18 protein-coding genes and 1 pseudogene are annotated in these 26,408 nt (G+C 67.6%); 13 read left to right on the forward strand and 6 right to left on the reverse strand.

All coding sequences use genetic code 11. The features are described from left to right. Window positions 1-18: 18 nt before the first annotated feature. The 8 genes from D7316_RS16855 (at window position 19) to D7316_RS16890 (ending at window position 8,092) form a co-directional block, all read left to right on the forward strand. The gene (locus tag D7316_RS16855) at window positions 19-675 is read left to right on the forward strand and encodes a hypothetical protein (RefSeq protein ID WP_232016939.1); all 657 of its coding nucleotides are present in this window, start codon (window positions 19-21) and stop codon (window positions 673-675) included. Next, window positions 675-1,316 (forward strand): hypothetical protein, encoded by a 642-nt coding sequence (locus D7316_RS16860; protein ID WP_124709275.1) that lies wholly within the window; start codon window positions 675-677, stop codon window positions 1,314-1,316. The genes D7316_RS16855 and D7316_RS16860 overlap by 1 nt, the downstream gene beginning before the upstream one ends. A 1-nt stretch (window position 1,317) precedes the next feature. Beyond that, entirely contained in the window at window positions 1,318-1,842 is a 525-nt protein-coding gene (locus tag D7316_RS16865) for a hypothetical protein (RefSeq protein WP_124709276.1), read from the forward strand. Between the two features lie 110 nt (window positions 1,843-1,952). Next, on the forward strand, window positions 1,953-2,573 hold the full coding sequence (locus D7316_RS16870) for an MBL fold metallo-hydrolase (protein ID WP_164473806.1): 621 nt from the start codon (window positions 1,953-1,955) through the stop codon (window positions 2,571-2,573). Between the two features lie 584 nt (window positions 2,574-3,157). Then, window positions 3,158-4,576 carry an FAD-binding oxidoreductase gene (locus D7316_RS16875; RefSeq protein WP_124709278.1) on the forward strand — a complete coding sequence of 473 codons (1,419 nt, stop codon included), beginning with the start codon at window positions 3,158-3,160 and terminating at the stop codon, window positions 4,574-4,576. Between the two features lie 56 nt (window positions 4,577-4,632). Beyond that, window positions 4,633-5,394 carry a decaprenylphospho-beta-D-erythro-pentofuranosid-2-ulose 2-reductase gene (locus D7316_RS16880; protein ID WP_124709279.1) on the forward strand — a complete coding sequence of 254 codons (762 nt, stop codon included), beginning with the start codon at window positions 4,633-4,635 and terminating at the stop codon, window positions 5,392-5,394. An 8-nt stretch (window positions 5,395-5,402) separates the two neighbouring features. Then, window positions 5,403-7,334, forward strand: coding sequence for a galactan 5-O-arabinofuranosyltransferase (locus D7316_RS16885; RefSeq protein WP_408610016.1), 1,932 nt, complete (start codon window positions 5,403-5,405; stop codon window positions 7,332-7,334). Further along, entirely contained in the window at window positions 7,331-8,092 is a 762-nt protein-coding gene (locus D7316_RS16890; protein ID WP_124709281.1) for an MBL fold metallo-hydrolase, read from the forward strand. Before D7316_RS16885 ends, D7316_RS16890 begins: the two co-directional genes overlap by 4 nt. A gap of 39 nt (window positions 8,093-8,131) precedes the next feature. Here the strand turns inward: D7316_RS16890 and D7316_RS16895 are convergent, their stop codons facing one another. From D7316_RS16895 to D7316_RS16905, 3 genes are read right to left on the reverse strand one after another with little or no spacing between them, the layout of a single operon-like run. Beyond that, window positions 8,132-8,578: an SRPBCC family protein gene (locus D7316_RS16895; RefSeq protein WP_124709282.1), complete on the reverse strand. Its 447-nt coding sequence runs from the start codon at window positions 8,576-8,578 to the stop codon at window positions 8,132-8,134. Continuing rightward, window positions 8,575-8,907, reverse strand: a complete 333-nt coding sequence (locus tag D7316_RS16900) for an ArsR/SmtB family transcription factor (protein ID WP_197718371.1) — start codon at window positions 8,905-8,907, stop codon at window positions 8,575-8,577. Before D7316_RS16900 ends, D7316_RS16895 begins: the two co-directional genes overlap by 4 nt. A 40-nt stretch (window positions 8,908-8,947) precedes the next feature. Further along, complete coding sequence (locus D7316_RS16905; RefSeq protein WP_124709283.1) at window positions 8,948-9,397, reverse strand: SRPBCC domain-containing protein; 450 nt, start codon at window positions 9,395-9,397, stop codon at window positions 8,948-8,950. 272 nt (window positions 9,398-9,669) lie between these two features. Here D7316_RS16905 and D7316_RS27480 point away from each other — a divergent pair, with 272 nt between their 5' ends. From D7316_RS27480 to D7316_RS27490, 3 genes and pseudogenes are all read left to right on the forward strand, one after another. Beyond that, complete coding sequence (locus tag D7316_RS27480; RefSeq protein WP_232016940.1) at window positions 9,670-10,968, forward strand: AMP-binding protein; 1,299 nt, start codon at window positions 9,670-9,672, stop codon at window positions 10,966-10,968. Beyond that, window positions 10,914-11,051: pseudogene (locus D7316_RS27485) on the forward strand (hypothetical protein); the annotation flags it as partial. The gene D7316_RS27480 and the pseudogene D7316_RS27485, both read left to right, overlap by 55 nt. Before the next feature lie 3 nt (window positions 11,052-11,054). After that, window positions 11,055-12,233, forward strand: a complete 1,179-nt coding sequence (locus D7316_RS27490; RefSeq protein ID WP_232016941.1) for a thioesterase domain-containing protein — start codon at window positions 11,055-11,057, stop codon at window positions 12,231-12,233. Between the two features lie 21 nt (window positions 12,234-12,254). Here D7316_RS27490 and aroQ read toward each other — a convergent pair whose 3' ends face one another. Further along, window positions 12,255-12,716 carry a type II 3-dehydroquinate dehydratase gene (aroQ, locus tag D7316_RS16915; protein ID WP_124709284.1) on the reverse strand — a complete coding sequence of 154 codons (462 nt, stop codon included), beginning with the start codon at window positions 12,714-12,716 and terminating at the stop codon, window positions 12,255-12,257. A 68-nt stretch (window positions 12,717-12,784) separates the two neighbouring features. On the opposite strand from aroQ, the gene D7316_RS16920 reads away from it, so the two are divergent. Beyond that, a complete protein-coding gene (locus tag D7316_RS16920; RefSeq protein WP_124709285.1) occupies window positions 12,785-16,108 on the forward strand; it encodes an arabinosyltransferase domain-containing protein in 3,324 nt (1,107 codons plus the stop codon). Window positions 16,109-16,176: 68 nt separating this feature from the next. Here the strand turns inward: D7316_RS16920 and D7316_RS16925 are convergent, their stop codons facing one another. Together D7316_RS16925 and D7316_RS16930 are read right to left on the reverse strand one after the other, a co-directional pair. Then, window positions 16,177-19,506, reverse strand: coding sequence for an arabinosyltransferase domain-containing protein (locus D7316_RS16925; RefSeq protein ID WP_124709286.1), 3,330 nt, complete (start codon window positions 19,504-19,506; stop codon window positions 16,177-16,179). Beyond that, window positions 19,499-22,870, reverse strand: coding sequence for an arabinosyltransferase domain-containing protein (locus D7316_RS16930; protein WP_124709287.1), 3,372 nt, complete (start codon window positions 22,868-22,870; stop codon window positions 19,499-19,501). Before D7316_RS16930 ends, D7316_RS16925 begins: the two co-directional genes overlap by 8 nt. Window positions 22,871-22,975: 105 nt before the next feature. Between D7316_RS16930 and D7316_RS16935 the strand changes: the two genes are divergently transcribed. Continuing rightward, a complete protein-coding gene (locus D7316_RS16935) occupies window positions 22,976-26,317 on the forward strand; it encodes an arabinosyltransferase domain-containing protein (protein ID WP_232016942.1) in 3,342 nt (1,113 codons plus the stop codon). The last annotated feature ends 91 nt before the right edge of the window (window positions 26,318-26,408 follow it).

Below are 26,408 nucleotides of genomic sequence, written 5' to 3' on the forward strand. Positions count from 1 at the left end.
CCTTCCACGACGCCTTACATGACCGCGAAAGGGACCCCGTTGTCCACATTCACACTCGCCACCCGACGCCCCTGGGCCGATCAGGTCCGTACCGATCTCCCCCCGGACGAACTGCCGACATCGAGCCGGTTCGCCATCGTGACCGAATGGGCCGGAAAGTTCGCAGCCGTCCTGGCAGTGGTGTTGTTCATCCTCGTGCTCCTGGCCATCCACAAAGGACTGCTCGTCCAGCACACTGCCAAGACCGTGGTGACCGACTTCCGCACCACCAACCAGTACTTCGCCGATCGAGCGGACCTGACCGCGCCGGCCACCGCCCGCAAGCAACTCGAACAACTACGGGCGGTGCTCGACGACCTCAACTCTGCCGGGGCCCGAGACGTCGATCAACTCAACGCCCTGCTCCCCGACGCGCGGGCACTGCTGGTCGCCGGCCAGAACGACTCGCAGATCGCCGAACAGCTCCGCGGGGTCACCGGCTCGCTGCAATCGGCGGCCACATCGATCCACAAGATCGCGGCGACCGCCGACAACACTGTCGCCCAGGTAGCGGTCAAACTCGACCAAGCGTTGCGCCTGGCCCGCCAGCTCAACGCCGAATTGAACCGAACCACAGTCAAACTGGCGCCCATCCCCGCCCAAGATGGCCTCATCCCCCCACCAGGAGAAAACTGATGACCAGCACTCGCACCTGGATCGGCATCGTGGTCTGTCTCGGACTCATACCAGCGGTCGTGCTCTGCCTGATCCACGGCTTCATACCGCAGTGGCGCGACCTCAGCGACCCCCTCGGGCGGCCGTCGACGCTGAGCAACGAACTCATCGTCTCTGCCGATCAGCTCGACAAACTCACCGCCGAGATGGCACCCAAGCACGCGACCTTGTCGGTCACGATCCAAGACATCAGCCCGTTGGCCCGAAGCCTCACCGAACTGACCACGCTGGCAGCACAACTGCCCGACAGCGCCCGCACGGTCAACGCCGCCACCACGTCCGTCGCGGGAACCGCCCGACCCCTGCCCGACATGATCTCCGACCTGGTGGCCAACTCCGGACAAGCCTCCACCACCGTGGGCAACATGACCGGAGCAGTCTCCGGCGTGACCGCCCGTCTCGACGACGTCGACTCTCAGATGAGTTCTGTGCAAACCACACTCAAGACCTTGGGGCCGAAAGCCACCACCATCTCCAAGACCCTGAACACCATTGAAGAAGAGGCCGCTCGAGTCGCCGCCCTCGGGCCACTGCTCGCCGTTCTCGGACCCGCGGTCAACGGACCGAAACGACCCGCACCCCACACCACTACAGGACGCTGACGTGCACAAGACCTCCTGGGCCATCACCGCGGCCATGACCATTGCCCTACTGGTGGGCCTGCTGATCCTCACTCGCGACCTGTCCATCTCCAACGACACGTTCAAAGACGGAGTGAACCAAGCCGCCACCGTGAACGGCACAACCGACGACGCGCTCGACGGCGCCGACCAACTCCAGCCCGCCGACACCGCCACCCGCGCAGGAATGCCCGAAGTCACCGGCATCATCGGATCACTGGCACAAGCCGACCAGACGCTGGGTGAACTCGGCACCAAACTCAACCAACTCGGCGGAGCTCTCACCGGAGCAAACACTTCACTCGAAGGAATCATCACCAGCGGAAACAGTGCTGTCGGACAAGCACAACAAGCCGCGACCTCAGCCGGCGCCATCGCCAACCGACTGACCGGAATCAACAACCAGGCCGCACAGATCTCCGCCGAACTCGACAACACCCAAGCTCTCTCACACACCATCGACACCAAGCTCCGCATCGCCCTGCTACTCCCGAAGACGCCTCAGTGAGCTTGACGACTGCCTCGAGCGAGCATGCTGACGCGGTACTCGGAGTGGGACCCGGCGGACGACGGGTCAGTGTCCGATCCCGCGATGGATCGCAGGGTCGGCAGCACGCCGTGAACATCGACCGCGTCGTCACGTCCGCGGCCGTCGACGGCGAAACGCGCCGGCTTTCGGAAAACAGCAGCAACGCCTGGGTCGTCGGCGACGATCACGATGTCATCGTCATCGACCCGGGCAACCGCGCTGAGCCGATCATCGAAGCGATCGGTGGTCGCTTCGTGACCGCCGTCATCTGTACCGATGGTCGACGCGAACGAACTGCTGCGGCACCCGACATGGCCCACGAGCTCTATGCACCACTGCTGATCCATCCCGCCGACGACGAACTGTGGCGCGAGACCCACGGCGACGCCCGTTACATGATGCTCCATGATCGCCAAGAGATCGCCTTTGCCGGAATGGTTTTGACCGTCCTGCACACACCGGGGCGCACCACCGGGTCGGTGTGCCTCTACGCCGACGCTATCGCCGCCGTCTTCACCGGAGACACCCTGCGCGGCCGGGAGATGATGACCGGCAGGAGGACTCGGCGCGAGGTTCCGACCCTCGCCGCTCGCGAACGTCTGTCGACCTTGCCGTCGACGACGACGGTTCTGCCCGGACGCGGTGAAGCCACGACGGTGGGTGCTGTGAGATTGCGCCGACTCAGCGGCACTGGCACGAGCGACGACTGAGAGGGCCGAGCGGAGCTTCAGCGACTCTTTCTCACCCACACCTCCACCACGTCGCCGATCCCTTTACCGATCTGCGGCAACAATGTCGCCATAATCGGGAGCCTTGTGCCGGCCGTCGCCGGCGCCATGAACGAGCTCTCGAATGGGTAGCCGTCTGCGTGTCCCTCAGATCGACGACGTGAGCACCACGAACTCATCGGCGAGCGACCTAACGGTGCTCGGCGTCTGATCGTGACGGCATCACCGATATCGCCACATCGGGCTGAAAACAATCGTAGGGTGACAGATGATACGGAGAAACGTCATGTGTTTCTCTGTATCACGCGACATTCGTTGAGAAATAGTCGGATACATCGGGAACGGCGTCAAAAGAAAGAATGGTGCACAATGCTCGCAACGATCTTCTATGCGATCGAGGCTTTCGACAACATGCTGTGGGACATCGCCGAGTCGATAGTCACCGGCAGCAGCGGATCGTAGGCCGCCAGGGGTCGTCGCGATCCTCGAGCGCCGTCCCCGCCCCTGTCACCAGCAGAATCTGATCGCGAACAGGCCGCGTAGGCGGCCAGGTACCCTCATGAGCGATGTCTACTGAAGAGTTGTTGCCGATCGAGACCCGCAAGCTGATGGGCTGGGGCCGCACGATGCCGATCCTCGGGCACGTGCTCTCGACACCGTATCCCGAGGTCATCGCCGAAGCGGTGGCGCGCGTTGCCGACGACAACGCCGACAAACCGGACTACCTCAAGCGCGGCGTGATCGCCCGCGGCCTCGGCCGTTCGTACGGTGAGAACGCCCAGAACGCCGGCGGCCTCACCATCGACATGTCGCTGCTGAACCGGATCTACTCGATCGACCCGGACACGGCCATCGTGGACGTCGATGCCGGTGTGGATCTGGACACCCTGATGCGCAAGGCGCTGCCCCACGGACTCTGGGTTCCGGTCCTGCCGGGGACCAGGCAGGTCACCGTCGGCGGCGCGATCGGTTGCGACATCCACGGCAAGAACCACCACAGCGCGGGCAGCTTCGGCAACCACGTCGTCGAGATCACCCTGCTGCTCGCGAGCGGCAAGATCATCACGATCACGCCTGACGGCACCGACGACGATCCCGACGCCTCCATCTTCTGGGCCACCGTGGGCGGCATCGGCCTCACCGGCATCATCCTGCGGGCCAAGATCAAGATGACGCGGACCGAATCGGCCTACTTCATCGCCGACGGCACGGTCACGCACTCGCTCGACGAGACGATCGCGCTGCACCAGGACGGCAGCGAGTCGAACTACACCTACAGCTCCGGATGGTTCGACGCGATCAGCAAGCCACCGAAGCTGGGACGCGGCACCTTCTCCCGCGGATCACTCGCCACCCTGGACCAGCTGCCGCCGGAACTGGCGAAGGACCCGCTGAAGTTCGATGCGCCGACGCTGATGAACTTCCCGGACATCTTCCCGAACGGTCTGGCCAACAAGTTCGACTTCTCCATCGTCGGCGAGGCCTACTACCGAATGGGCGGCAACTACACCGGCAAGATCCAGAACCTGACGAAGTTCTATCACCCGCTGGATCTGTTCGGGAACTGGAATCGCGCCTACGGCTCGAAAGGTTTCCTGCAGTACCAGTTCATCGTGCCGCCGGAGGCCGTCGAGGAGTTCAAGCAGATCATCATCGACATCCAGGCGTCCGGTCACGTCAGCTTCCTCAACGTGTTCAAGCTCTTCGGGCCCGGAAACCAAGCGCCGCTGTCCTTCCCGATGGCCGGCTGGAACATCTGCGTCGACTTCCCGATCAAGAGGGGACTCGCCGAGTTCTGCAACGAACTCGACCGGCGGGTGATGTCGATCGGCGGGCGCCTCTACACCGCCAAGGACTCGCGGACCTCGGCCGAGACCTTCCACGCCATGTACCCGAGGGTCGAGGAGTGGATCGCGACGCGCCGCCGCGTCGACCCCGACCGCGTCTTCGTCTCCGACATGGCACGCCGCCTCGAACTGGTATGACCGGACGCACATCGAACTCATCTGAGTGACAACAGCTTTCAAAGGAGAACTCACACATGATCAATGCCGTCGGCGTGCCGCGGTCCGTCCTAGTCCTGGGCGGAAGTTCCGAGATCGGTCTGGCGATCACCGAGGAATACCTGAAGAAGGGCCCGATGCGGGTGGTGCTGGCGACCGTCCCCGGCGATCCCGCCGCGGCAGCCGCCGCGGAGAAGATGACCAAGGCGGGCGCCTCGAGTGTCGAGCAGATCGACTTCGACGCCCTCGCCCCCGACACCCATCCGGCCGTGCTGGACAAGGCATTTGCCGGCGGCGACATCGACGTGGCGATCGTCGCGTTCGGTATCCAGCCCGACGACGAGAAGGCCTGGCAGGACCAGCGGACCGCGGTGACCGAGGTCGGCATCAACTACACCGCCGCGGTGTCGGTGGGCGTCCTGCTCGGCGAGAAGATGCGCGCCCAGGGCTTCGGTCAGATCATCGCGATGAGTTCCGTCGCCGGAGAGCGCGTGCGCCGCAGCAACTTCGTGTACGGCTCCACCAAGGCCGGCCTGGACGGCTTCTACCTCGGCCTCGGTGAGGCGTTGCGCCCGTTCGGCATCCGCGTCCTGGTGATCCGACCCGGCCAGGTCCGCACGCGCCTCTCCGCCCACGTGAAGGAAGCACCGCTCACCGTGGAGAAGGAAGACGTCGCGCGGCTCGCGGTGGCAGCCGCCGACAAGGGCAAGGACATCGTCTGGGCACCCGGCCCGTTCCGCTTCGTGATGATCATCCTGCGGCACATCCCGCGCCCGATCTTCCGTCGACTGCCCATCTGATCGTGGGCGTGCCCGTTCGCCACGCCCGTGATGTCGGGGAGCTCATCGTCGGCGCCGTCCTCGGTGCGCTGATCGCGTTCGTCGGACTGAAGGTCATCGGAGGCGTCGACTGGCCGGCGTTCAACTCGTCCAACGTGACTCGCGCACTGACGACGGTCGGACAGGTCGTCGCGGTGGCAGTCCTGCTGCTCGCGGTGCTCCTGCACCGTTACGGCAGACCCCGATGGTTGGTCAATCTGCTGTCCGTCGGCGCGACGGCGGGCCTGGCCACCATCACGCTCGGCATGCCGCTCGGTGCCACCCGGCTCTACCTGTTCGGGTTGTCGGTCGACCAACAGTTCCGCACCGAGTACCTCACCCGGATGACGAGCAGCCCACGCCTGGCCGACATGACCTATATCGACCTGCCGCCGTACTACCCGGCCGGATGGTTCTGGTGGGGCGGTCGTTACGCGAACATCGAGGGTCTGCCCGGCTGGGAGGCCTACAAGCCGTGGGCCATCCTCACCATCGCGGTCGCCGCGGCGGTGGGCGTCCTGCTGTGGAACCGGATGGTCGGCGCCACCCGCGGAATCCCGATCGCGCTGGCCGTCACCGTCATCACGATCATGTACGCGTCGCCGGAACCGTACGCGGCAGTGCTGGTCCTCATCGGTACGCCGATGCTGATCCCGTTGCTGCATGCGCTGCGCGGTCGATCCCGCGCCGCCGACGGTCCGGTGGGCGGCTTCCGCTCCGGCACCAGTTGGCCCGCCGTCGTCGCGGCCGGTGCGTTCATCGGCCTGAGCGCCACCTTCTACACGCTCTACACCGGCATGTTCGCCCTCACCGCGGTGATCATGGCGCTCTATCTGATCGTGGTGGCGTGGCTCCGCGCGTCCAACAAGGCTGTCCCGGACGGCGAGATCGCCGGGCAGCGGCGATCGGTGATCCTGGCGATCGCAGGACGTCTGCTCTCGATCGGTGTCATCTCCGGACTGATCGCCCTCCTGGTGTGGGCGCCGTACCTGTGGTCGCGGGCCCGGAGTGAGCCCGCCAGCGGCGGTACGGCCGAACACTATCTGCCCGAACGCGGTGCGATCCTGCCACTTCCGTTCTTCCACTTCACCCTCGTCGGACTCATCACCCTCATCGGCCTGATCTGGATCCTGCTGCGCTTCCGGGAGCGCACGATCGCGCTGGCACTCGGACTCACCGTGGTCACCATCTACCTGTTCTGCCTGCTCTCGATGACGCTCACCGCGGGTGGCAGCACGCTGCTGTCGTTCCGGCTCGACCCGATCCTGAACGCCACGCTCGCCGCGGCCGGCGTGCTGGGTGTCGCGGAGTTGTCGCGCTGGGCGGTCGGCAGATTCGGTGACGTCCGCTTCGTCATCGGGGCGGTTGCGACGGTGTCGGCGATCGCGCTCGCGCAGGGCGTGCCGGGCTTCCTGTCCACCGAGATCACCACGGCATACACCGACACCGACGGTTACGGGAAGCGTGCCGATCAGCGGCCGCCGGGCGCCGAATCGTACTACCCGCAGATCCACCGGCTGATCCGCGAGCAGACCGGCAGACCCGCCGATCAGAACGTCGTCCTCACCGCCGACTACGGTTTCCTGTCGATCTACCCGTACTGGGGTTTCCAAGGGCTGACGTCACACTATGCGAACCCGTTGGCCGAGTTCGACAAACGGGCGAAGACCATCGAACGCTGGGCCGACTCCGCCACGCCGGACGAACTCGTGCGCAAGCTCGACCGGTCGCCGTGGAAGCCGCCGAACGTCTTCCTGTTCCGTTATGGCGCCGACGGTTACACGCTGCGGCTCGCCGAGGACGTCTACCCGAACGATCCGAATGTGAAGCGCTACACCGTCACCTTCGATCCCGCGGCATTCTCCGATCCGCGTTTCCGGGTCACCGAGGTCGGGCCGTTCGTCGTGGTGGTGCGACGGTGATCGGGAAGAAGGTCAACTTCCGGATCAGCCGGGTCGACGCGGGTTCGTCGTCGGCGTTTCTGGTCCACAGCGATGTCGTCAACTGGATTCTGCTGCAAGCGGGTTCGGACATCACGCTGATCGACGCGGGTTATCCGGGTCAGGCGTCGGATGTGGTCGAGTCGATCCGGCAGATCGGTGGTCGGCCGGAGGACATCCGCGGCGCCCTGCTCACCCACGCCCACGTCGACCACCTCGGCGGACTCGTCTCGCTGAGTGAGCAGTACGGGTTCGACGTGTTCATGGACCCGGTCGAGGTGTCCCACGCCCGCCGCGACCACCTGCAGCAGGCGGGCCCCGCCGACATCGTGCCGATCGCCTACCGGCCGCGAGTGCTGCGCTGGTTGGCCACCGTGACCCCGCTGGGAGTGCTGAGCCGGACCGGTATTCCGGACGCCAAGCCGTTTCCGGATCCGCTCGATCTGCCGGGACGCCCGCTCCCGGTCGCAGCACATGGCCACACCGACGGGCACAGCGCGTACCTCGTCGCCGACGGTCAGGTCCTGGTGTCCGGCGATGCGCTGGTCAGCGGGCACCCGATCTCGAAGATCGATGGTCCGCAATGCATCTCGAACGCCTTTCAACACGACGTCGAGACCGCGCGACGGACCGTCCGGTCATTCACCACCCTGGACGCGACGACCCTGTTCCCGGGACACGGACCCCGGGTCGACGGGTCGGTGGCAGCCGCCGCGCGCCGGGCACTCGAGGTGTCCTGAGGGCTGATCCGGTTCCGGTGGCGACGTTCCGCGGAACGCTCACCCAGCGAGGTGATCCCGCGCGAGTCCCAGCTCGATCCGCCAGCCCTCGACGTTGCCGTCGAATCTCTGCCGGCGCTCCGCCGCCGTCCCGGGCAGAGAGGCGAATCCGCTCTCCGCGACCTTGAGGACCACTCCGTCCCCGGTGTCGTCCGGGGTGACCCAGAACTCGACGAGGGTCGACTCACTGTCCACGACATCAGGATCCGCGAGCCAGCGGAAGGCCGCATAGCGCGGTTCGTCCAGGCTCACCGTGCGGAAGGCGAACTTCCCGTGGGTCGGGTCGTGGACAACGGAGAGATCGCCGTCCTCCTCGATGCGATGCTCCACGATCTGCGAGTCGTTGATGTACCAGCCCGGTTCGCTGACCAACGCCCACACCTTCTGTGCCGGTGCGGCAATGGTGATCTCGCGTTCGATGCGATCCAGTTCGAGTTCTGTGCTCATGACTTCTCCTTCGAAGAGTTCTCGGCCAACGACCTGATGCGGTCGAGGCGACGGTCCCATCCGCGGGCGATGGCGTCGAGTTGGCGCGCGACCTGGCTCAGGCGCGCACCGACCGGCTCGTAGCGCAGTTCCCGACCCGCTCTGACCGAGCTGACCAAACCCACGTCCTCCAGTACGCGAAGGTGTTTCGCGATCGCCTGTCGGGTGATGGGTAGTTCGGCGGCCAGTGCCGACGCCGACGCCGGCGTGCGGGACAACGTCACGAGGATCTGCCAACGACTGTCGTCGGCGAGCGCCGCGAACAGATCGACCGGCGCGGCGCCGGCCACGGCCTGCGCACTCGGATCGCTCGTCCCGCCCACATCCGACTCAGGCACGGGCAGCGGCCCCGGCGAGGTGGTCGGCGGCCAGATCCAACTCGATCCGCCAGCCGTCGGTGTGGTCGTCGAATCGCGAGCGGCGATCGGCCTCCGGCTCGGACAGCGAGGCGAACCCGGATTCCGCAACCCTGAGCACCACGCCGGAATCGGCCTGGGTGACCCAGAACTCCACCAGCGTCGACGAACTCGTGGGATCGTCGGCGTCGATGTGCCACCGGAAGGCCGCGTAGGTGGGCTCATCGAGCGTCACGGTACGGAATGCGAACTTGCCGTGTTTCGGATCGTGGACGTAGCTCATGTCACCGTCGTGCTCGATGCGGTGGTCGCCGATCCTCTGATCGTTTGCATACCAGCCGGGTTCACTGACCAGTGCCCACACCCGCGCGATGGGTGCGTCGATGGTGATCTCTCGTTCGATGCGATCGAATTGCGTGTCCATGGGGTTCTCCTCGGGTCGAATGGACGAGCTATCTGCAACTCAATAGTTGCAGATGCCATCGGTTAGTGCAACCCCTGAGTTGCAGAAATCCTCCGTTCGATCCGCCGAGCGCAGTCGAGGCACCGCGGCAATGCACCGACCAGCGACAGCGGGTATCGTCGACGACCTGGGACCGGCAGTGAACCCGTGCCCCGTTCGGTTGGCAGCGTTGCCCGAGCCCCCGTGGCCGTCTGTGACCGTGGACGTTCCCGTGACCGCGGAAGTTTGAACCAATGACCACTTCATTCCTCGTGGATACCGACGTGTTCGGTGCCGACCTGACGACGGCAGCAGCGCGGTGGCGTGCGGTTGCCGCAGCGCGCGCCGATGCGACCGCGGTGCGCACGCCCGAGGCGTCGCTCACATTCGCCGAGACCGCCGCGCAGGCAGATCGACGTGCCCAGCAGATCGTCGGCATGACCGAGGCCGGGCGCCCCATCGCGATCTCGATCGAGTCCGACACTGACACGGTTGTCTCGATGCTGGCCGTGCTCTGCTCCGGCCGTCCGCTCGTCCTGCTCGATCCGTTCCTGCCCGCGGATCGTCGCGAGCGCGTCCTCCGACTGTCCGGCGCCCACCTCTGGGAACCATTGGACGCCGACGTGGATCCCGGGGGCACGGTGTCCGGGGCGCCCGAACCCGCACCCGACGACCCCGCCGTCCTGCTCTTCACCTCGGGCTCCACGGGCACCCCGAAGGGCGCCGTCCTGTCCCAGCGGATGCCGGTCAACCATGCTCGCGACGGCCGGCACTTCATGAACTTCGGCCCCGAGGACCGGGCCGCCGTGCTGTTGCCGCTCAGTTTCGGTGGCGGCCTCGACGCGCTCGCGATGAGCCTGCTCAACGGCGCGACCGTGCTGCTGTGGGACGTCCGCCGACGAACCACTTCCGGCCTGCGTGACTGGCTCGCGGCCGAGCGTGCCACCACCGTGCACAGCACACCGTCCCTCCTGCGTTCGTGGCTGGGCGAACTCACCGCCGATGACGCCGTCGACTCGGTTCGCCTGCTCTCGACCTGCGGTGAGCCGACACACCACACCGACGTGCTCCTCACCCGGGAAACCCTCATGCCGCACGGCATGTTCTGCAGCGGGGCCGGTGCCTCCGAGGTCGGCAACCTGGCCTTCAACCTGCTGTCACCGGAGCAGGAGATCGAGGCCGGACCGGTACCGGTCGGTCTCCCTGCGTCGGACAAACACATCCGGATCGTCGACGAAGACGGCGCAGACCTGCCGGCAGGCACCACCGGCGAGGTGCTGGTCGAATCCGCCCACATCGCCTCCGGGTATCACGACGACCCGGAGCAGACGGCCACCGTTTCGAGGAACTCGCCGACGGCCGGACCCGTTATCGCACAGGCGACCTCGGCCGGCTCGACGAGAGCGGCGGACTCCACCTGCTCGGGCGACTCGACGACGCCGTCAAGATCCGCGGGTACCTGGTCGAACCCATCGAGGTCGAAGCAGCGCTCCGCGCCCTGCCCTGGACCCTCGACGCGGTCGTCACCGCCGATCCCGACGCCGGACGACTGACCGCACACGTCGCCGTCGACCCGCAGAAGTGGTCGCCGACGTCCGCCGAGATCCGTCGCGCACTCGGAGAGTCGCTGGCGTCGTGGATGATTCCACGAGACATCGTGGTGCTCACCAAACTCCCGCGCAACGAGCGGGGCAAGGTCGACCGCGGCGCACTACCGCCCCCGCCGCCGCGTCCCGCGCCGGAACCGCCGCGCGGACTGACCGAGATGGCGTTGCACCAGTTCTGGTGCGACATCCTGGGTCTCGAAAGCATCGGGCGCAACGAGGATTTCGTCGAACTCGGCGGCGACTCGCTGGCCGCCGCGAAGATGCTCGCGGAGGTGCATCATCACCTGCAGTTGGAGGTGACCACGGCGATGCTCGCCGAGGCCCCCACGATCGCCTTGTTCGCCCAGCGCATCGAGTCCGCCGCGAAGGAACGTTCGGCGAAGGCGACCGGCGCGACGCTGGTCCCGCTGCGGCCGGGCACCGGCACCCCGATCTTCCTGATCGCGGGCGCGGGCAGCCTCGCGACGAGTCTGACCCCGATGGTCCGGGCGATCAGCACCGTCCGTCCCATCTATGCCATCCAGGCGCGCGGAGTGGAGACACGCGGTCGGGCCGACCACTCGATCCGCGCGGCCGCGCGTCGCGCGATCGCCGACATCCGATCGGTCCAGCCCCACGGTCCGTATCAGATCGGGGGCTACTCGCTGGGCGGATTCATCGCGGTCGAGGCCGCTGCCCGGCTGACCACAGCGGGCGAGACATGCGGGATCGTGACCGTCATCGACTCCGCATTCGTCCCGGCTCTCGCCCGGCGGCTCCGAGGTGAGCGCGTCGGCGTGTTGTCGCGGGCGCGTGCGGCGTTGCGCTCCCTCACGGCGGAGGACGACACCCTGCCGGACCGGACCGGCGACGCAGCGGCGAAACCTGCTGCTCCCCTACCGCAACGCATCGTGCAGCAGGTGGGTCTCCACGCGCTGATGCTCACCGCGGGACTCGTCCCCCTGCCGACGGCCTTGCAGTGGGTGGTCTTCTTCTCACTCGGTACCAGGATGATCGGGCGCCATCGTCCCAGTCCATTCGCCGGACCCATCGCGGTCATCCGTTCACGCACCAACTCCGACGACCCCGATCTCTGGGGACATCTGACCTCCGGCGAGGTGGAGTTCGCCGACGTCAGCGGTGACCACATCTCCATGATCCGTGCGCCCTACGCCACCGAAACGGCCCGGGCGCTCGAGGCGGTACTCGCGCGCACCGACGGCCCGGCCTGACCTCGAGGGAGACGGCTCCCGTCAGCCCACCAGCTCGGCCAACCGCCGGATCGCGAACTCGTAACCACGGATGCCGTAACCGACGATGATCCCCGCAGCGATCGGCGAGACGTAGGAGTGGTGCCGGAACGCCTCGCGTTTGTGGACGTTGCTGATGTGGACTTCCATGATCGGCACCTCCGGGACCACCAGGGCGTCGGCGAGTGCCACCGAGGTATGGGTCCAGCCGGCCGGGTTGATGACGATGCCACTGATCTGTCCACGGGCCTCGTGGATCCAGTCGATCATCTCGCCCTCGTGATTGGTCTGGGCGGCGCGCAGCCCGAAGCCCAGTTCCGCGGCGGTCCGTTCCGCCAGTTCGACGACGTCGGCGAGGGTGTGTGAACCGTAGACCTCGGGCTGCCGGACGCCGAGCGTGTTCAGATTCGGGCCGTTGAGCAGCAGAATCGGCAAGGTCTCTGGGCTGGTCGCGGTCTCCGGCATGGCCCCAACCATAGTTGAGCGGTTCGGCCGGACAAGGCGCCGCGGGGCAACGGTTACCATCTCTCTTTGTGCCAGTGCAGACGGTTCGACGAGCCAAGATCGTCGCCATCATCACCGGACTGCTCGGTTTCCTCATGGCACTCGCGACTCCGCTGATGCCGGTCAACCAGACGACCGCGCAGATCTCCTGGCCCCAGGAGGGCCGGATCGGGTCCGTCGAGGCGCCGCTGATCAGCTACGTTCCGATCGATCTCGACGCCCATGTGCCGTGCAGCGCCTTCGAACAGCTCGGCGACGGCGAGTCCGTCCTCTTCTCGACCACGCCCAAGCAGGCGGAGAAATCCGGCGAGCGCGGCCTGTTCGTCCGCAAGACCGGGCAGCCCGGCGATCCGGCCGACCGGCAGACCGTCGAGGTGGTGATCCGCAACGTCCCGCTGGTGTCGGCGACGCTGGCGCAGATCCGCGCACAGGACTGCCGGGAGATCGCGGTGCACGCGGATGCCGACGCCGTGTCCGCCGAGTTCGTCGGGATGCGCGACGACGAGGGCGAACCGCTGTCCGGTACCACCTCCGGCCGGCAGTCGAACACCTACGCCGAGGATCAGCGGCCACAGGTCACCGGCCTGTTCACCGACCTCGACGGTCCGGTGGCGAACGTGCCGGGCCTGGATGCGCATGTCACCATCGACTCCCGCTACTCCACGGCGCCGACGATCCTCAAATGGGTCGTCCTGGTGGTCGGCATCATCTGCACCCTGCTCTCGCTGGCCGCTCTCGCCGTGCTCGACTCCACCGACGGTCGTCGGCATCGCCGCATCCTGCCCGCCCGCTGGTGGCGCCTCAACGCCCGCGACTACGTGGTCATCGGCTCACTGATCCTCTGGCACTTCATCGGACCCAACACCTCCGACGACGGCTACCTGCTGACCATGTCCCGCGTCGCCCAGGACGCGCAGTACACCGCCAACTATTTCCGTTGGTACGGCGCGCCCGAGGCGCCGTTCGGCTGGTACTACCAGGTCTTCGGACTGCTCAGCCATGTCAGCGTCGCGAGCCCGTGGATGCGGATACCGGCGTTGCTGTGCGGCATCGGGGTGTGGCTCATCATCAGCCACGAGGTGCTGCCGAGGCTCGGTCGCGCCGCCATCATCCGCCCATCGGTCGGGTGGACGGCTGCGTTCGTCTTCCTCATCTCGTGGTTCCCCTTCAACAACGGCCTGCGCCCGGAGCCGATCATCTGCCTCGGCGCGCTGCTCACCTGGTGCTCGGTGGAACGCGCGATCGCGACCGGCCGCATCCTGCCCGCGGCGGTGGCCTGCCTCATCGGCGCGTTCAGCCTCGCGGCCGGACCCACCGGTCTGCTCGCCGTCGCCGCCCTGATCGCGGGTGCCCGGCCGATGATGCTGGCGCTGATCAAGCGCGCCAAGGTGATCGGCGGTGATCGCTGGTCGTATGTCGCGCTGCTCGCCCCGATCGTCGCGGCAGGCACGTTCGTCGTCTTCGTGGTCTTCTCGAACCTGACATTGCGGTCATTCGTCGAGGCGTCGAAGATGAAGTCCGCGCTCGGGCCGTCGCTGCACTGGTACAACGAGATCGACCGATACTCGTCGCTGTTCACGTTCTCGGCGGACGGATCGATCGCGCGCCGCTTCGCCGTGCTCGCGATGATCCTCGCGCTCGTGGTGTCGGCCGCGATGCTGATCCGACGTTCCCGCATCCCGGGAACCGCGCTCGGGCCGTCGAGGCGCATCGTCGGAATCACGTTCGCGTCGTTGGTGTTCCTGATGTTCACCCCGACCAAGTGGACGCACCACTTCGGGGTGTTCGCCGGTCTCGCCGCGGCCCTGGCCGCCATCGCGGCGATCGCCGCCAGCAACGACACGATGCACTCACGACGGAATCGCACGTTGTTCGCCGCACTGGTGCTGTTCATCGCCGGTCTCGCGTTCACCGCACCCAACTCGTTCTACTACTCCTCGGCCTGGGGGATGCCCTGGGGCGTCGGGCAGGTCACGTTCGGACTCAAGCTCGCCGACATCTTCCTGTACGCGGCGCTCGCCCTGCTGCTCCTCGCACTCTGGTTCCATTTCCGAGAACCGTTCGCGGGCACCGACCCCGCCGATCCCGCGCACCAGCGCCCCCGGACCTGGTATCGCCGGCTGTGGTCGGTGATCGCCGGTGCGCCGCTCGCCTTCATCTCGGCGGGCGTGGTGATCTTCCTGATAGTGACCGCCATCTTCGCGGGCATCCAACAGAGTTCGTCGTACTCGGTGCCGCGGTCGAACCTGGAAGCCCTCCGGGGCGAGGAATGCGGCATGGCCGACAAGGTGTGGGTGGAGACCGACCCGAGTCGGTTCCTGCTCCAGCCGGTGGACGGTTCGATCGCCGACCCACTCGCCGGACCTGCCACCGCACCACCCGACGCAACACGGCCGGCCACCACAGGTTTCACCGCCAACGGCGTCCCCGTCGACCTCGCCACCAGCGCGAGCGAAGGGTCGCTGGGTGTACTCGCCGGCACCGCCGTCGACTCGCCAGACGTTCTGACCGCCAACACCGGCGGCACCGGAGGCGGGGTCGTGTCCACTGCGGGCGCGAACGGCAGTTTCGCCAAGCTGCCATTCTTCCTCGACCCGGCAAAGACTCCGGTGATGGGCAGCTATTCCACCACCGACCAGGTCCCGGCTCGTCTCACCTCGGCGTGGTACGCGCTGCCGTCCGACTTCAGAAGCCGTCCCCTGCTGTCGTTCTCGGTCGCCGGCCTGTACGACAACCCGAATCTGCTGCTCGAGTACACGACCGATCCGGTCGGTCCCGGTACGCGGGACGCGTCGTTGAAGGCCACCGGTGAGACCGAGTTGATCGATCCGGGCCCGCGACCGTCCTGGCGCAACGTGCGGGTCACCACCAGCTCACTGCCGTCCGACACCACCGCGGTGCGGATCGTCGCGAACGACGACAACCTGTCGTCGGATCGCTTCATCGTGGTCACGCCGCCGCGACTGCCGGAGATGAAAACGCTCCAGGAGGTCGTCGGGCGTGAGGACCCGGTGCATGTCGACTGGACCTCGGGCCTGGTGTTCCCGTGTCAGCGTCCGTTCACGCACAAGAACGGGGTGGCCGAGATACCCCAGTGGCGCATCAAGCCGGGTGCCGACCTCGCGGCCGCGGTCTCGGCATGGCAGGACTCCTACGGCGGCGGCCCCCTCGGCTGGATCGAGGTGTCGCAACAGGCGAATTCGATGGCCACCTACCTACAGGGCGACATCGGGCGTGACTGGGGCTCACTCGAGCGCTACACCCCGTACGGCGACGTGAACACGCTGGCCGACATCGAGACCGGCACCGCGACCCGCAGCGGACTGTGGAGCCCGGCGCCGATCCGGCACTAGGCCGACACGTGGACGGTCGTCATGGCGGTGGTCCGCGCCGGGCGCGGAGCACCGCCATGACGTCCGGTTCAGTTCTTGATCGCCCGCATCGGACCCGGTGTCCACATCCCGCCGTGCACATCATCGGTGACCACGAGCTCGGCCTCGACCTGCGGCTTGAGTGGGGTGAGCCGCTGCAGGCTGCCCCAGTCCTTGGCCCAGTCGCCACGGAGGTAGGCGGGCAGCACGACGGGCCGCAACTCGTTCTCGACGATGCCGAGCGGTCCGCCGTAGTCGCCGGCCATCCAGCGCCGTGAATTGACCCGTTCCCCTTCGGCATCGGGGGTGATCCGCCACTGCGGGGTCTCCAGCACCCCGTTGACCGCGGAGGCGGGCCGCTGGCATGGGAAGGCCAAGGCCACCTCCCAGTCGAGCAGCACCGGATCCTCGCTGCCGACAAGGTCGTTGAGGGTGACCATCGAGGTCACCCGCGGAGGGGTGACGGCCAACCACTTGGCCGGGTCACCGGACGTGTCGTCGGCGACCACCCGTGCGACCGTCGCGCGCGGCGGTGCCTGGTCGAGCGGAAAACGCATGTTGCGCCATTCCGGTGCCGAGTCGAGTCCCAACGGGATCATCGACGCGACAGTGGTGACCTGACCGTCGGGTTCCACCCGCCCGAACTCGAGGCGGAGCTTCTGCCCTGGATGACGGACCGCGAGTTCGTCGATGTACTCGATGTCCCCGGCAACCGACATCGTGACCAGCGGCGCATCGTCGCTGCGCGGAGGCAGCTGATACCAGTCCGACGTCAGACTGCCACGGCCCGTGGGGGTTCCGTAGGTACCCAGAACCGGGACCCGCGCCTGGTCGAGACCGAACGGCAGCTTGACCGACGATCTGTTGACACCGCGGGTGCCGGTGGTTCCGCCGCCGGTGTCGGCCGCTCCCGCCGTCCCGGTCGGTTCGTCCTGCGCGGTGTCGGGGTCGGTCTGGGTGCGGTCGAGTTCGGTGGAGTCGCCGTCACTGTCGGCATCGCTCTCCAGGTGCGCCGACACCCCGTCCGGATCGAAGCCCACCATCCCGTCTCCGGCGAGTGCCGCCCCCGGCGACGGATCGGTCTGCCCGGCAACACGAGCGGGGGCGAGCACACCCTTGTTGGGATCGGCCTCGACGAGTACCGCATCGGCGAGCGCACACGGATGGCCGCGCATCGCATCGATGTTCGAGCCCGTCCACGACCACGAATCCCGCTGCGTCTGAAACGCCTTGGCGAACGACACGAACGTGAAGAGCAGGATGACCGCGGAGATGATCGCCAGTGAGTAGGTCGGCATGCGCTGGATCAGGCTCGGATTGCCGGCCGTCTGCATAGGTTCGCCGACCTCGGCACGCCGGTCGTCGCGGTAGTACTGCCACGCGCCGTAACAGGTCAGGAGGATCGCGACGGCGACGATCGGCACGAACAGCCCGATACCCCGGACGTTGGGGGTGTCGTCGCCCCACGGGATGCCGTAACTGCCGACGTACCACCATTGGTTGCGCCCGGCGAAGGCGACCGCGAGAGCGTACGCGCACGCCGCCGCGATGAACGTGCGGTTACAGCGACGACGCATCACCGACGGATAGAGGAATGTCGTTGCCGCCGCGGCGAGTACACCTGTGAGACAGGCGAACGCACCCATCTGATGGGTGGCCTTGGTCGGTACGAACGCCAACACCGCCACCGCACCGGAGGTGACCGCGATCAGTCGCCACAGCGGCGCACTCGCCACCCCCGGCACCCGACGCTTGCTCAGCAGCGTGAGCACGATGATCGCCACCGCGAGGAACGTCACGAAGATGCCGACGCGGCGGGCGATGGACCCGTCCGGCGTCGGATTCAGCAGGATGTAGTACCGCATCCCTTCGGTCCACCACTTGTTGGTGGGACCGACGATGCCCTGCACCTCGACGCCTTCGAGGATCGCGGCCAGCGGTTGGTCGGCGAAGATCTCGAAGAGCACGGCGAGTCCCGATGCGACGATCGGCACCAGCAGCGGCAGCAACCCGTCACGTCGGCGGCGTTCCCGCAGTCGTTTCAGCAGCGGCCGCACCGCCGCCAGCAGCGGCAGGATCGCGATGGCACCGGCCGGGTGGACGGTCAGGGTCAGCGCGGCGGACAGGATGCCCAGCGTCAGCGGGAAGAACCGTCCGGAGGCGATGGCGCGTTCCACCAGCACCCACGTGAGCAGGATGCCGACGGACAGGATCGGTTCGACGCGCAAGCCGTTGTTGAACGGGAGCCACACGGCCAGGAAGCCCAGGCCGGCCGCCCAGCGCGCCGCGCTCGATGTCCGGACCGCCTGCCCGAGTCGGGGAATCGCGGCGCGGCTGATCAGGAACCATCCGGCCAGCGCGAACAGCAACGGCAACAGACGCAACCAGGGTGTGGCGGTGCTGACCTGCATCCACAGCGCCAGATACTGGTAGTGCCAGCCGAACGGGTCCTGCGGCGCACCGAAGTACCGGTAGTAGTTGTCCAGATAGCCAGCGCCCGGCGCGATCCGGCCGACGGTCACCTGATATCCGTCGTCGGCGGTGTTGCCGCCCACGAACAGCCAGATCACCAAGACCGCACCGACCACGACGTCGACAGCGGTGGGACGCCACCAGCGGGCCGGGAGCAGACGGCGCAGGCGTCTGCCGTCACGAGCATCGAGCACCGCGAGCGCGAGCATCGAGGCAAGGGTCAGCAGAACACCGACGATCAGCGCAGCGCGTTTGAGCGGCGTCGGACTCGAGATGAACCGGGTGTCGATGGTCGATCGGAACGAGAGATCCTGTGTGGATGCGCTTTTCGGCAGGTCGGTGTAGACACCGATGATCTGCGGGCGCGCATTCGGGTCCTTGAGGTCGAAACTCTGGACACCGCCGGCATCGGGCGCGAGTCCTTCCGCCGCACCACGGGTGCCGGTGGTGTCCGCGTGGATCACGATGCGGCAGTTCGTGTCCTGTTGCGCGGCTGATCTCGGCACGTTGATCAGCACGGCATTGCGCTGCGTCACCAGCAATCGATCGGCGGTGGCCCGGACGAACAGCCCGACGGTGCTCGCCTCCGCGCCGTTCTCCGGCACCGTGGACAGCAGCACCCCACCCGACGCGGGCAGATCGGCGGCCAGGTCGCACGGCACCGATACGTCCATCGACACCGGCACATACGACACATTCGGCGCCGCGACGTTCTCGACCGAGTTCGCTTGCGGCCACTGCAGCTCGGACTTCGTATAGGTCACCGGCAGGAATGGCGACGCCAGTGCCAGCAGGATGCCGAGGGCACCGGCCACCACCGCGACGATCTTGGCGATCCGGATCGTCCGCGGGCCCGGACCGGTGGCGGTCTTCGCCGGTTCGACCGGTGTCGTGTCGATGTCAGTCATCCTGCGGTACCACCCTGAGAGCTCCCGACCGGGTCCAACCCCAGTTCGTCGTCGTGCCGGTCGTCACCGACGCCGGCTCGGCATCGGGCACCAGCGACGACAACCGTTGCAGGCCACCCCAATCGCGGTACCAGTCGTTGTTCAGATAGGTCGCCATCGTCGATGCGCGCGTCAAGGCCTCGGAGGTGGTGAGGATCCCGCCGTTGACCGACGCCTGCCACGTCTTCGACTTCGAGTTCGTCGTCGTCTGATCGGGGACGATCCGCCACTGCGGAACCTCGCTCACCCCATGACGGGTCGTCATCGGGTGCTGGCACGGGAACTGGCTGCCCACCGACAGATCGAGCAGCACCGGCGTCTGCGATCCGATGACCTCCTGCAGGGTCCGCAGCCGCGGTGCGCGCGGCGGGGTGACCGCCAGCCACTGGTCGGGACTCACGTTGTCGTCCACCGCGACGATCCGCATCGCCGTGGCGCCTGCCGGCACCTCGGACATCGGGATGCGCAGGTTGCGCCACGGACGGTTCGGGCGTTCCGGGCCGGGATCGATGGGGATGTAAGGCGTACCGACGCGGGTGAATGTCCCGGGTCCACCATCGGTGCGGCCGAACTCCACCTTCAGTGACCGACCGGCCTGGGGCACCCCGTCCTGATCGACCGAGAACACCGGGCCTGCCGCGGTGATCACCAGTAGCGGAGACGAATCACGGTCCGGCAGCCCATACCAGGACGAGGTGAGTTCGGCGGTCCCGTTGTCGTGGCCGTAGCTGCCCAGCACAGGGGTACGTGCCGGGTCCAGGCCGAACGGCAGCGCAGCCGTCGACCCGTTGACGGTCCGCAGCCCGACACCGCCGGTCGTTCCCGGCGGACCGCCCGTCACCACGAACGGACGGGCGAGATCGCCGGAGGTGTTGATGGTGCCCGCCCCGAGCGACGTCGGATCGGGCAGGAGGTCGCCCGCCACCCCGTCGGGGGTGAACCCGCTCGCCGCACCGCTCTCCCCGCCGCCCAGCGCACGCGAGATGTCCGACGTGCCGATCGGTTGCAGTGCACCGTTGTTGGGGTCCTCCTCCACCAGCACCTCATCGGCCATGCCACAGGGGTTGCCGCTCAGCGCGCGCATGTTGGCGCTGAACGTGGTGTAGGTGTCCGAGCGCGCCACCGCGGCCTTGGCGAACAGGGCCAACTCGGCGATGACGACGAGGGTCGCGATCACCAGCATGGGTGACGATGCCACCGCGACCTGCCACGTCGAGCCGGAACGCTTCTCGCGCACCACTCCTCGCTCGGCGTCGACGTCGATACGCAGGTGGAACCAGGTGGCCACCACCAGTGCGAGCACGGCGAGCACCAGGAACACCGACGACAACGGGGTACCCGCCAGCGAGGGCGCCTTGTCGAACCAGGAGATGCCAAAATCGTAGGCCCAGCCCCACGCGTTCTCGCCGGCGACGGCCACCGCGCAGGCGAACAGGAGGACGGCGATGTACATCCACAGATTGCGCGGTGACCGTCGGGCCGACTGCGCGACCGCGACCGTCGCGACGGCGGCCATCGCCGCGGCCACCCCCGCATAGATGCCGAACTGGACGGTCCACTTGGTCGGGGTGAACGACAACAGGAGCACGGTCAGCAGGATCGCGCCGACGAGGCGCCAGACCGGTCCGGGGTCGACACCCCGAACATGCTTGCGGCGCAGCATCACCGCGAGCGTGACGAACACCGCGGCCAGCAACAGCAGCAGCGGCACGCGACGCACCAGCGAGCCGTCCTGCGTGGTGAGCGACAAGTAGTAGAAGCGCAACAGTTCCTGATACCAGACCAGCGTCGGGCCGACCGTGTAGCGCACCCGGATGGCCTCGGCCATCGTGGCCAGCGTCTGATCGCGGAACACCAGGATCACCACGAACGCGGCAGCCGCCCCGATCGGCGCGAGCAACGGCAGAATCCCGTTCTCGCCGCGACGTTTTCGGATCGTGCGGAGCATCGGCCGCGACCCGGCGACCAGCAGCGCAACCGCGATGAGCCCCTGGGGCGCGACCGCGAGAGTCAGACCTGCGGCGAGCGCAGCCCCGGCAGCGGGCAACATGCGCCGCGTGGCGACCGCCTGTTCGACACCCCACCACGTGAGCAAAGAACCGAGCACGACGATGCCCTCGCTGCGCAGCCCACTGGCGAGTGGCATCCAGAACGCGACGAACACCGCGGCCGCCGTGAGCATCGCCCACTGCGAGCGGCGCACCGCGCCACCGAGTCGCGGCAACAGGATTCGACTCAGGATGAACCAGCTGACCAACCCGGCGACGAGCGCGGGCAGCCGCATCCAGATGCCCGCCGTGGAGATCGAGGCCCAGTGCGACAGGAAGCTGTAGTACCAGTCGAACGGGGCCTCGGGGATACCGGAGAAGCGATAGTAGTTCGCCAGATACCCTTCGTCGTCGGCGTTGCGGCCCATCGCGAGGATGTACCCGTCGTCGGACGATCCGGCACCGAGGAAGTGCCACACCACCAGCACCGCGGTCACCGCCAGGTCGGCGATGCGGGGCGCGAACAGTCGGCGCACGTCGACACGCCCGATCCTGCGGTGATAGCCGTGCGCGACGTCGAGGGCCGCGATCGCGACGAAGGTCACGAGAACCGCGAGTACTCCGAGGATCATCACGAGCAGTTTCAGCACCGACGGACTGCTCTCGAATCGGTTGTCGACGTCGACCCGGACGGCCAGCCCGTCGGAGGCGGCCGCCCGCGCCACGACGTCGGGTTCGAGGCCGGTGAAGATGCCCGAGACCTGCGGCCGGTCCTGCGGGCCGGTCGCGGCTGCGCTCCCGGCGGCGGGCTCATTCGGCCCGCTCGCTCCGCTCCCGGCGCCCGGCTGATCCGGCCCGACGGCACGGGCTTCGACTCCCGACGGGGATGAGCGCACCTCCAACCGCTCGCACCGTGCGAGATCGGCGCGGGGAATGCGGAGTAGCTCCGTACCGCGGACGGCGACGGTCACCGCGTCGGCATCCGCGGTGACGAACAGTGCCTTGTCCCTGGCATTGAGCCCGGCCGCCGGCATCGTCGACAACACGATCGTCGACGCGGTCGCCCCCGCGCCGGTACCCGCCGGTCGGGTGTCCTCGGCGAGGGTCCGGCACCCGATGGCCACATCCAGACCGGCCGGTGCCTGCGCGACGAGCGGCGCCGTCACCGACGCGCTGGTCGCAGCGCCGAGAGCACGGCCGGGCCAGTCGATGGACGCCGTCTTCTGGGTGACCGGCAACAGCGGCGTCAGCACGGCGGCGACGATCGCGACCAGTCCGGCGACGGTGGCGATCGTCGCCCAGACACGCGGGGACACCGATCGGAAAGAGGAAGTCATCAGAGGGTGACCCTAGTAGAAGGCCGAACCGGGATCTCCCGGCGCTCCGAAGCAGCCCGAGGTTCGACTATGTCCTCTCAGGTAAGTCGCTTAGCATCAGACATCGTGCCTGTGACAGCCCCGTCCTCCACGCCGGAGGCAGCGACCCCGCCTGCCAGGGTGTCCGCGGGCACCGCCCGCACCGTCGCGGTCGTGGCCGGGCTCCTGGGCGTCATCCTGTGCGCGATCACACCGCTCCTGCCGGTCAAGGCCACCGACGCGTCCTTCGACTGGCCCCAGGGCCAGCAGTTGACCGCGGACAGCCCGTCGATCTTCGCGCCGCTGATCGCGCAGACCCCGGAGTCGCTGGACGCGCGCATCCCCTGCGCCGTGCTGGCCGACCTCCCCGCCGACGGCGGCCAGGTACTGACGACCATGCCGACCAACGCCCCGAAGAGCAAGGCCTCGGCCCTCTACGTGACGGCCACCCGGGACGCGGTGTCGGTTTCGTTCCGCAACACCGTCGCGGCGAGCGCACCCCGTGACCAGCTCGGACGTTGCAGCGAGCTGCGCATCTGGTCGTCACCCACCGGGCCCGGAGCACAGTTCGTCGGGCTCGGGGATGCGCGCCCGACCATTCTGCCGCCGGACAAGCGACCCCAGGTCGACGGCATCTTCACCAGCCTGACCACCGAGCAGGTCACCGCGAACCCCGGTCTGCGGGTCCACGTGCAGATCGACAATCGGTATGTCAGCTCGCCGACGGTCCTCAAACTCATCGTGATGGTCCTCGCGGTCATCTCGGTACTCGTCGCCCTGATCGCGCTGTTCCTCCTCGACCGTTTGTACGGCTACCAACGTCGCATCGGCGCGCGCACGGCCTCGCTCTGGCGATCACTGATCCCACGGGCCAGCGACATCGTCGTCACCGTCGTCCTGCTCATCTGGGCGCTGCTCGGCGCCGGTACCGCCGACGACGGCTACATCCTGAACATGGGCCGGACCGCCGACGCGTCGGGTTACCTCGCCAACTACTACCGCTACTACGGCATCCCCGAGGCGCCGTTCGACTGGTACTACAGCTTCCTCGCCCACTGGTCGGGGATCTCGCCGTCGATCCTGTGGATGCACATCCCGTCCCTGATCGCGGGGCTGGTCTCCTGGTTCGTCCTCAGTCGCGTGCTGCTCCCGCGGCTGGGTGCGGGGGTACGCCGCAGCGGATGGGCCGTCTGGGCCGCCGCGCTGGTGTTCATCGCGTTCTGGCTGCCGTTCAACAGCGGGCTGCGCAGTGAGCCGATCATCGTGCTCGGGTCCGTCCTCACCTGGTGGGCCGCGGAACGGGCCATCGCCACCCGTCGCCTGCTCCCGGCGGCACTGGGCGCCCTGGCGGCCGGCCTCACCCTTGCCCTCGCGCCGCAGGGTGTCATCGCGGTGGCGATCCTGCTGGTGTCGGCCCGGCCGCTGCTGCACGTCCTGCTCGACCGCCGCAAGGAGTCGGGCACCCTCGCGCTGCTGGCCCCGGTCCTGGCGGCGGGGTTGCTGGTGTTGATCGTCGTGTTCCGCGACCAGACCCTGGCAACGGTGGCCGAGGCGATGAAACTCCGCTACCAGGTCGGTCCGGTGATCAGCTGGCATCAGGAGTTTCTGCGCTACTACTTCATCTCGGTGACCACCGACGACGGTGCGCTGACGCGACGCGTGCCGGTCCTGTTGCTGCTGGCAGGCCTGATCGTCACGGTCGCGGTGATGCTGCGCCGCACCCGCATCCGCGCGGTCGATCCCGGGCCGACGTGGCGGCTGATCGGTTCGATCGGTGTGACGCTGCTGCTGCTCGCATTCACCCCGACCAAATGGACCATCCAGTTCGGCATCTTCGCCGGCCTCGGTGCCGCGATCGCGGCCACCGCCACCCTCGCGGTGGCGCAGTCGGCGGCGCGGTCCACCCGAAACCTGTGGGTGTTCGTCTCGGGCCTGTTCTTCGCGCTGGCGGCCGCCATGGCCGGCTACAACGCGTGGCCGTTCGCCTATGAATACGGCATCTCCTGGTTCGACCGCGCACCGGTGCTCGCCGGCCGGCCGGTGTCGACCCTGTTCCTGGTCCTGGCCGTCATCACCGCGATCATCGCCGTGTGGCAGCACCTGCGCCTGGACTACGTGGCGAACAAAGGCCTGTCGCACATCACCGACGGGCCGGGCGAGACGCGCGCCGATCGACGGCGCCTGTTCCTCGCATCGTCACCGATCGCGGTGGTCGCCGGGCTGATGGTGGTGGCCGAACTGTTGGTGTTCGCGAAGGCCGCGGTCGCGCGGCATCCCGCCACCACGGTGTTCGCCGAGAACGTGAACGCTCTGCGCGGCAACAGTTGCGGCATGGCACAAGAAGTTCTGGTGGAATCGGACCCGAACGCCGGCATGCTGCGACCGGCGAACGGCGCGTCGGTGTCGGCCGCGCTGAGCGGTACCGACCCGGTCGGCTTCACCCCGGACGGCATCCCCGGCGCTCTCTCTCCCGAGCCCGGCAGTCAGCGACCAGGACAGATGAACGTGTCGGCCAGCATGGCGCGGCCGTTCGCCATCACCGGCGGACTCGGTGCGGGCACCACCGGCGGCACCGGACCGCGGACCGTGAACGGGTCCACCACCGCCCTGCCGTACGGCCTCGATCCGTCGACGACGCCGGTGCTGGGCAGTTACGGCTTCCCCGGCGAAGCTCGCCTGACCACCGGTTGGTACGACCTGCCCGCCGACCGAGGCGCCTCGCCCCTGCTGGTGTTCAGCGCTGCGGGCGCCATCTCGACGATCGACACGTTCGGCGTACGGAACTTCGGGCAGAAGCTCGTGGTGCAGTTCGGTCGTCCCGGACCCGATGGCTCGTTCGAACAACTCGGACCCGATGTGCTGCCGATCGATCCCGGGCCGGTCATCACCAACCGGCCCTGGCGCAATCTGCGGGTGCCGATGAGCGCTGCCCCACCACGTGCGACCGCGATGCGAATGGTGCTGCAGGACAACAACCTCGGTCAGTACCAGTTCATCGGCATCACGCCGCCGCGCGCGCCGCAACTGCAGACCCTGCAGCAGGTCGTCGGTTCGCAGGCGCCGACGCTGATCGATTTCACCGTCGCCGCACACTTCCCGTGCCAGCAGCCGCTGCAGGTGACCAATGGCGTCGCGCAGGTGCCGCAGTGGCGGATTCTGCCGGACTATCCACTGGCCAACTCGCAGTCGAAGACCTGGCAGGCCGCGGCCGACGGTGGGCTGCTGTCGATCTCCGAGTCGACCACGTCCGCCGAGGCGGTTCCGACATATCTCAAGGACGACTGGGCGCGGGAATGGGGTGCGCTGGAGCGATTGACACCGCTCGTCGACGATGCGGGCACGGTCGCGGTGAACACGTCGCAGACGACACAGTGGGGCTGGTCGCGCACCAGTTCGATCAGGGTGGAGCCACAATCCGATGACGAGTGAGACACCGACGTCCGATGCGCCCGATGGCTCCGCGCCGGTGGAGCAGGATTCGGGGTCGGCCCCACGCACCCGCGACTACCGGACGGTGAAG

The sequence above is a fragment of the Gordonia insulae genome (assembly GCF_003855095.1).
Lineage (GTDB): Bacteria > Actinomycetota > Actinomycetes > Mycobacteriales > Mycobacteriaceae > Gordonia > Gordonia insulae.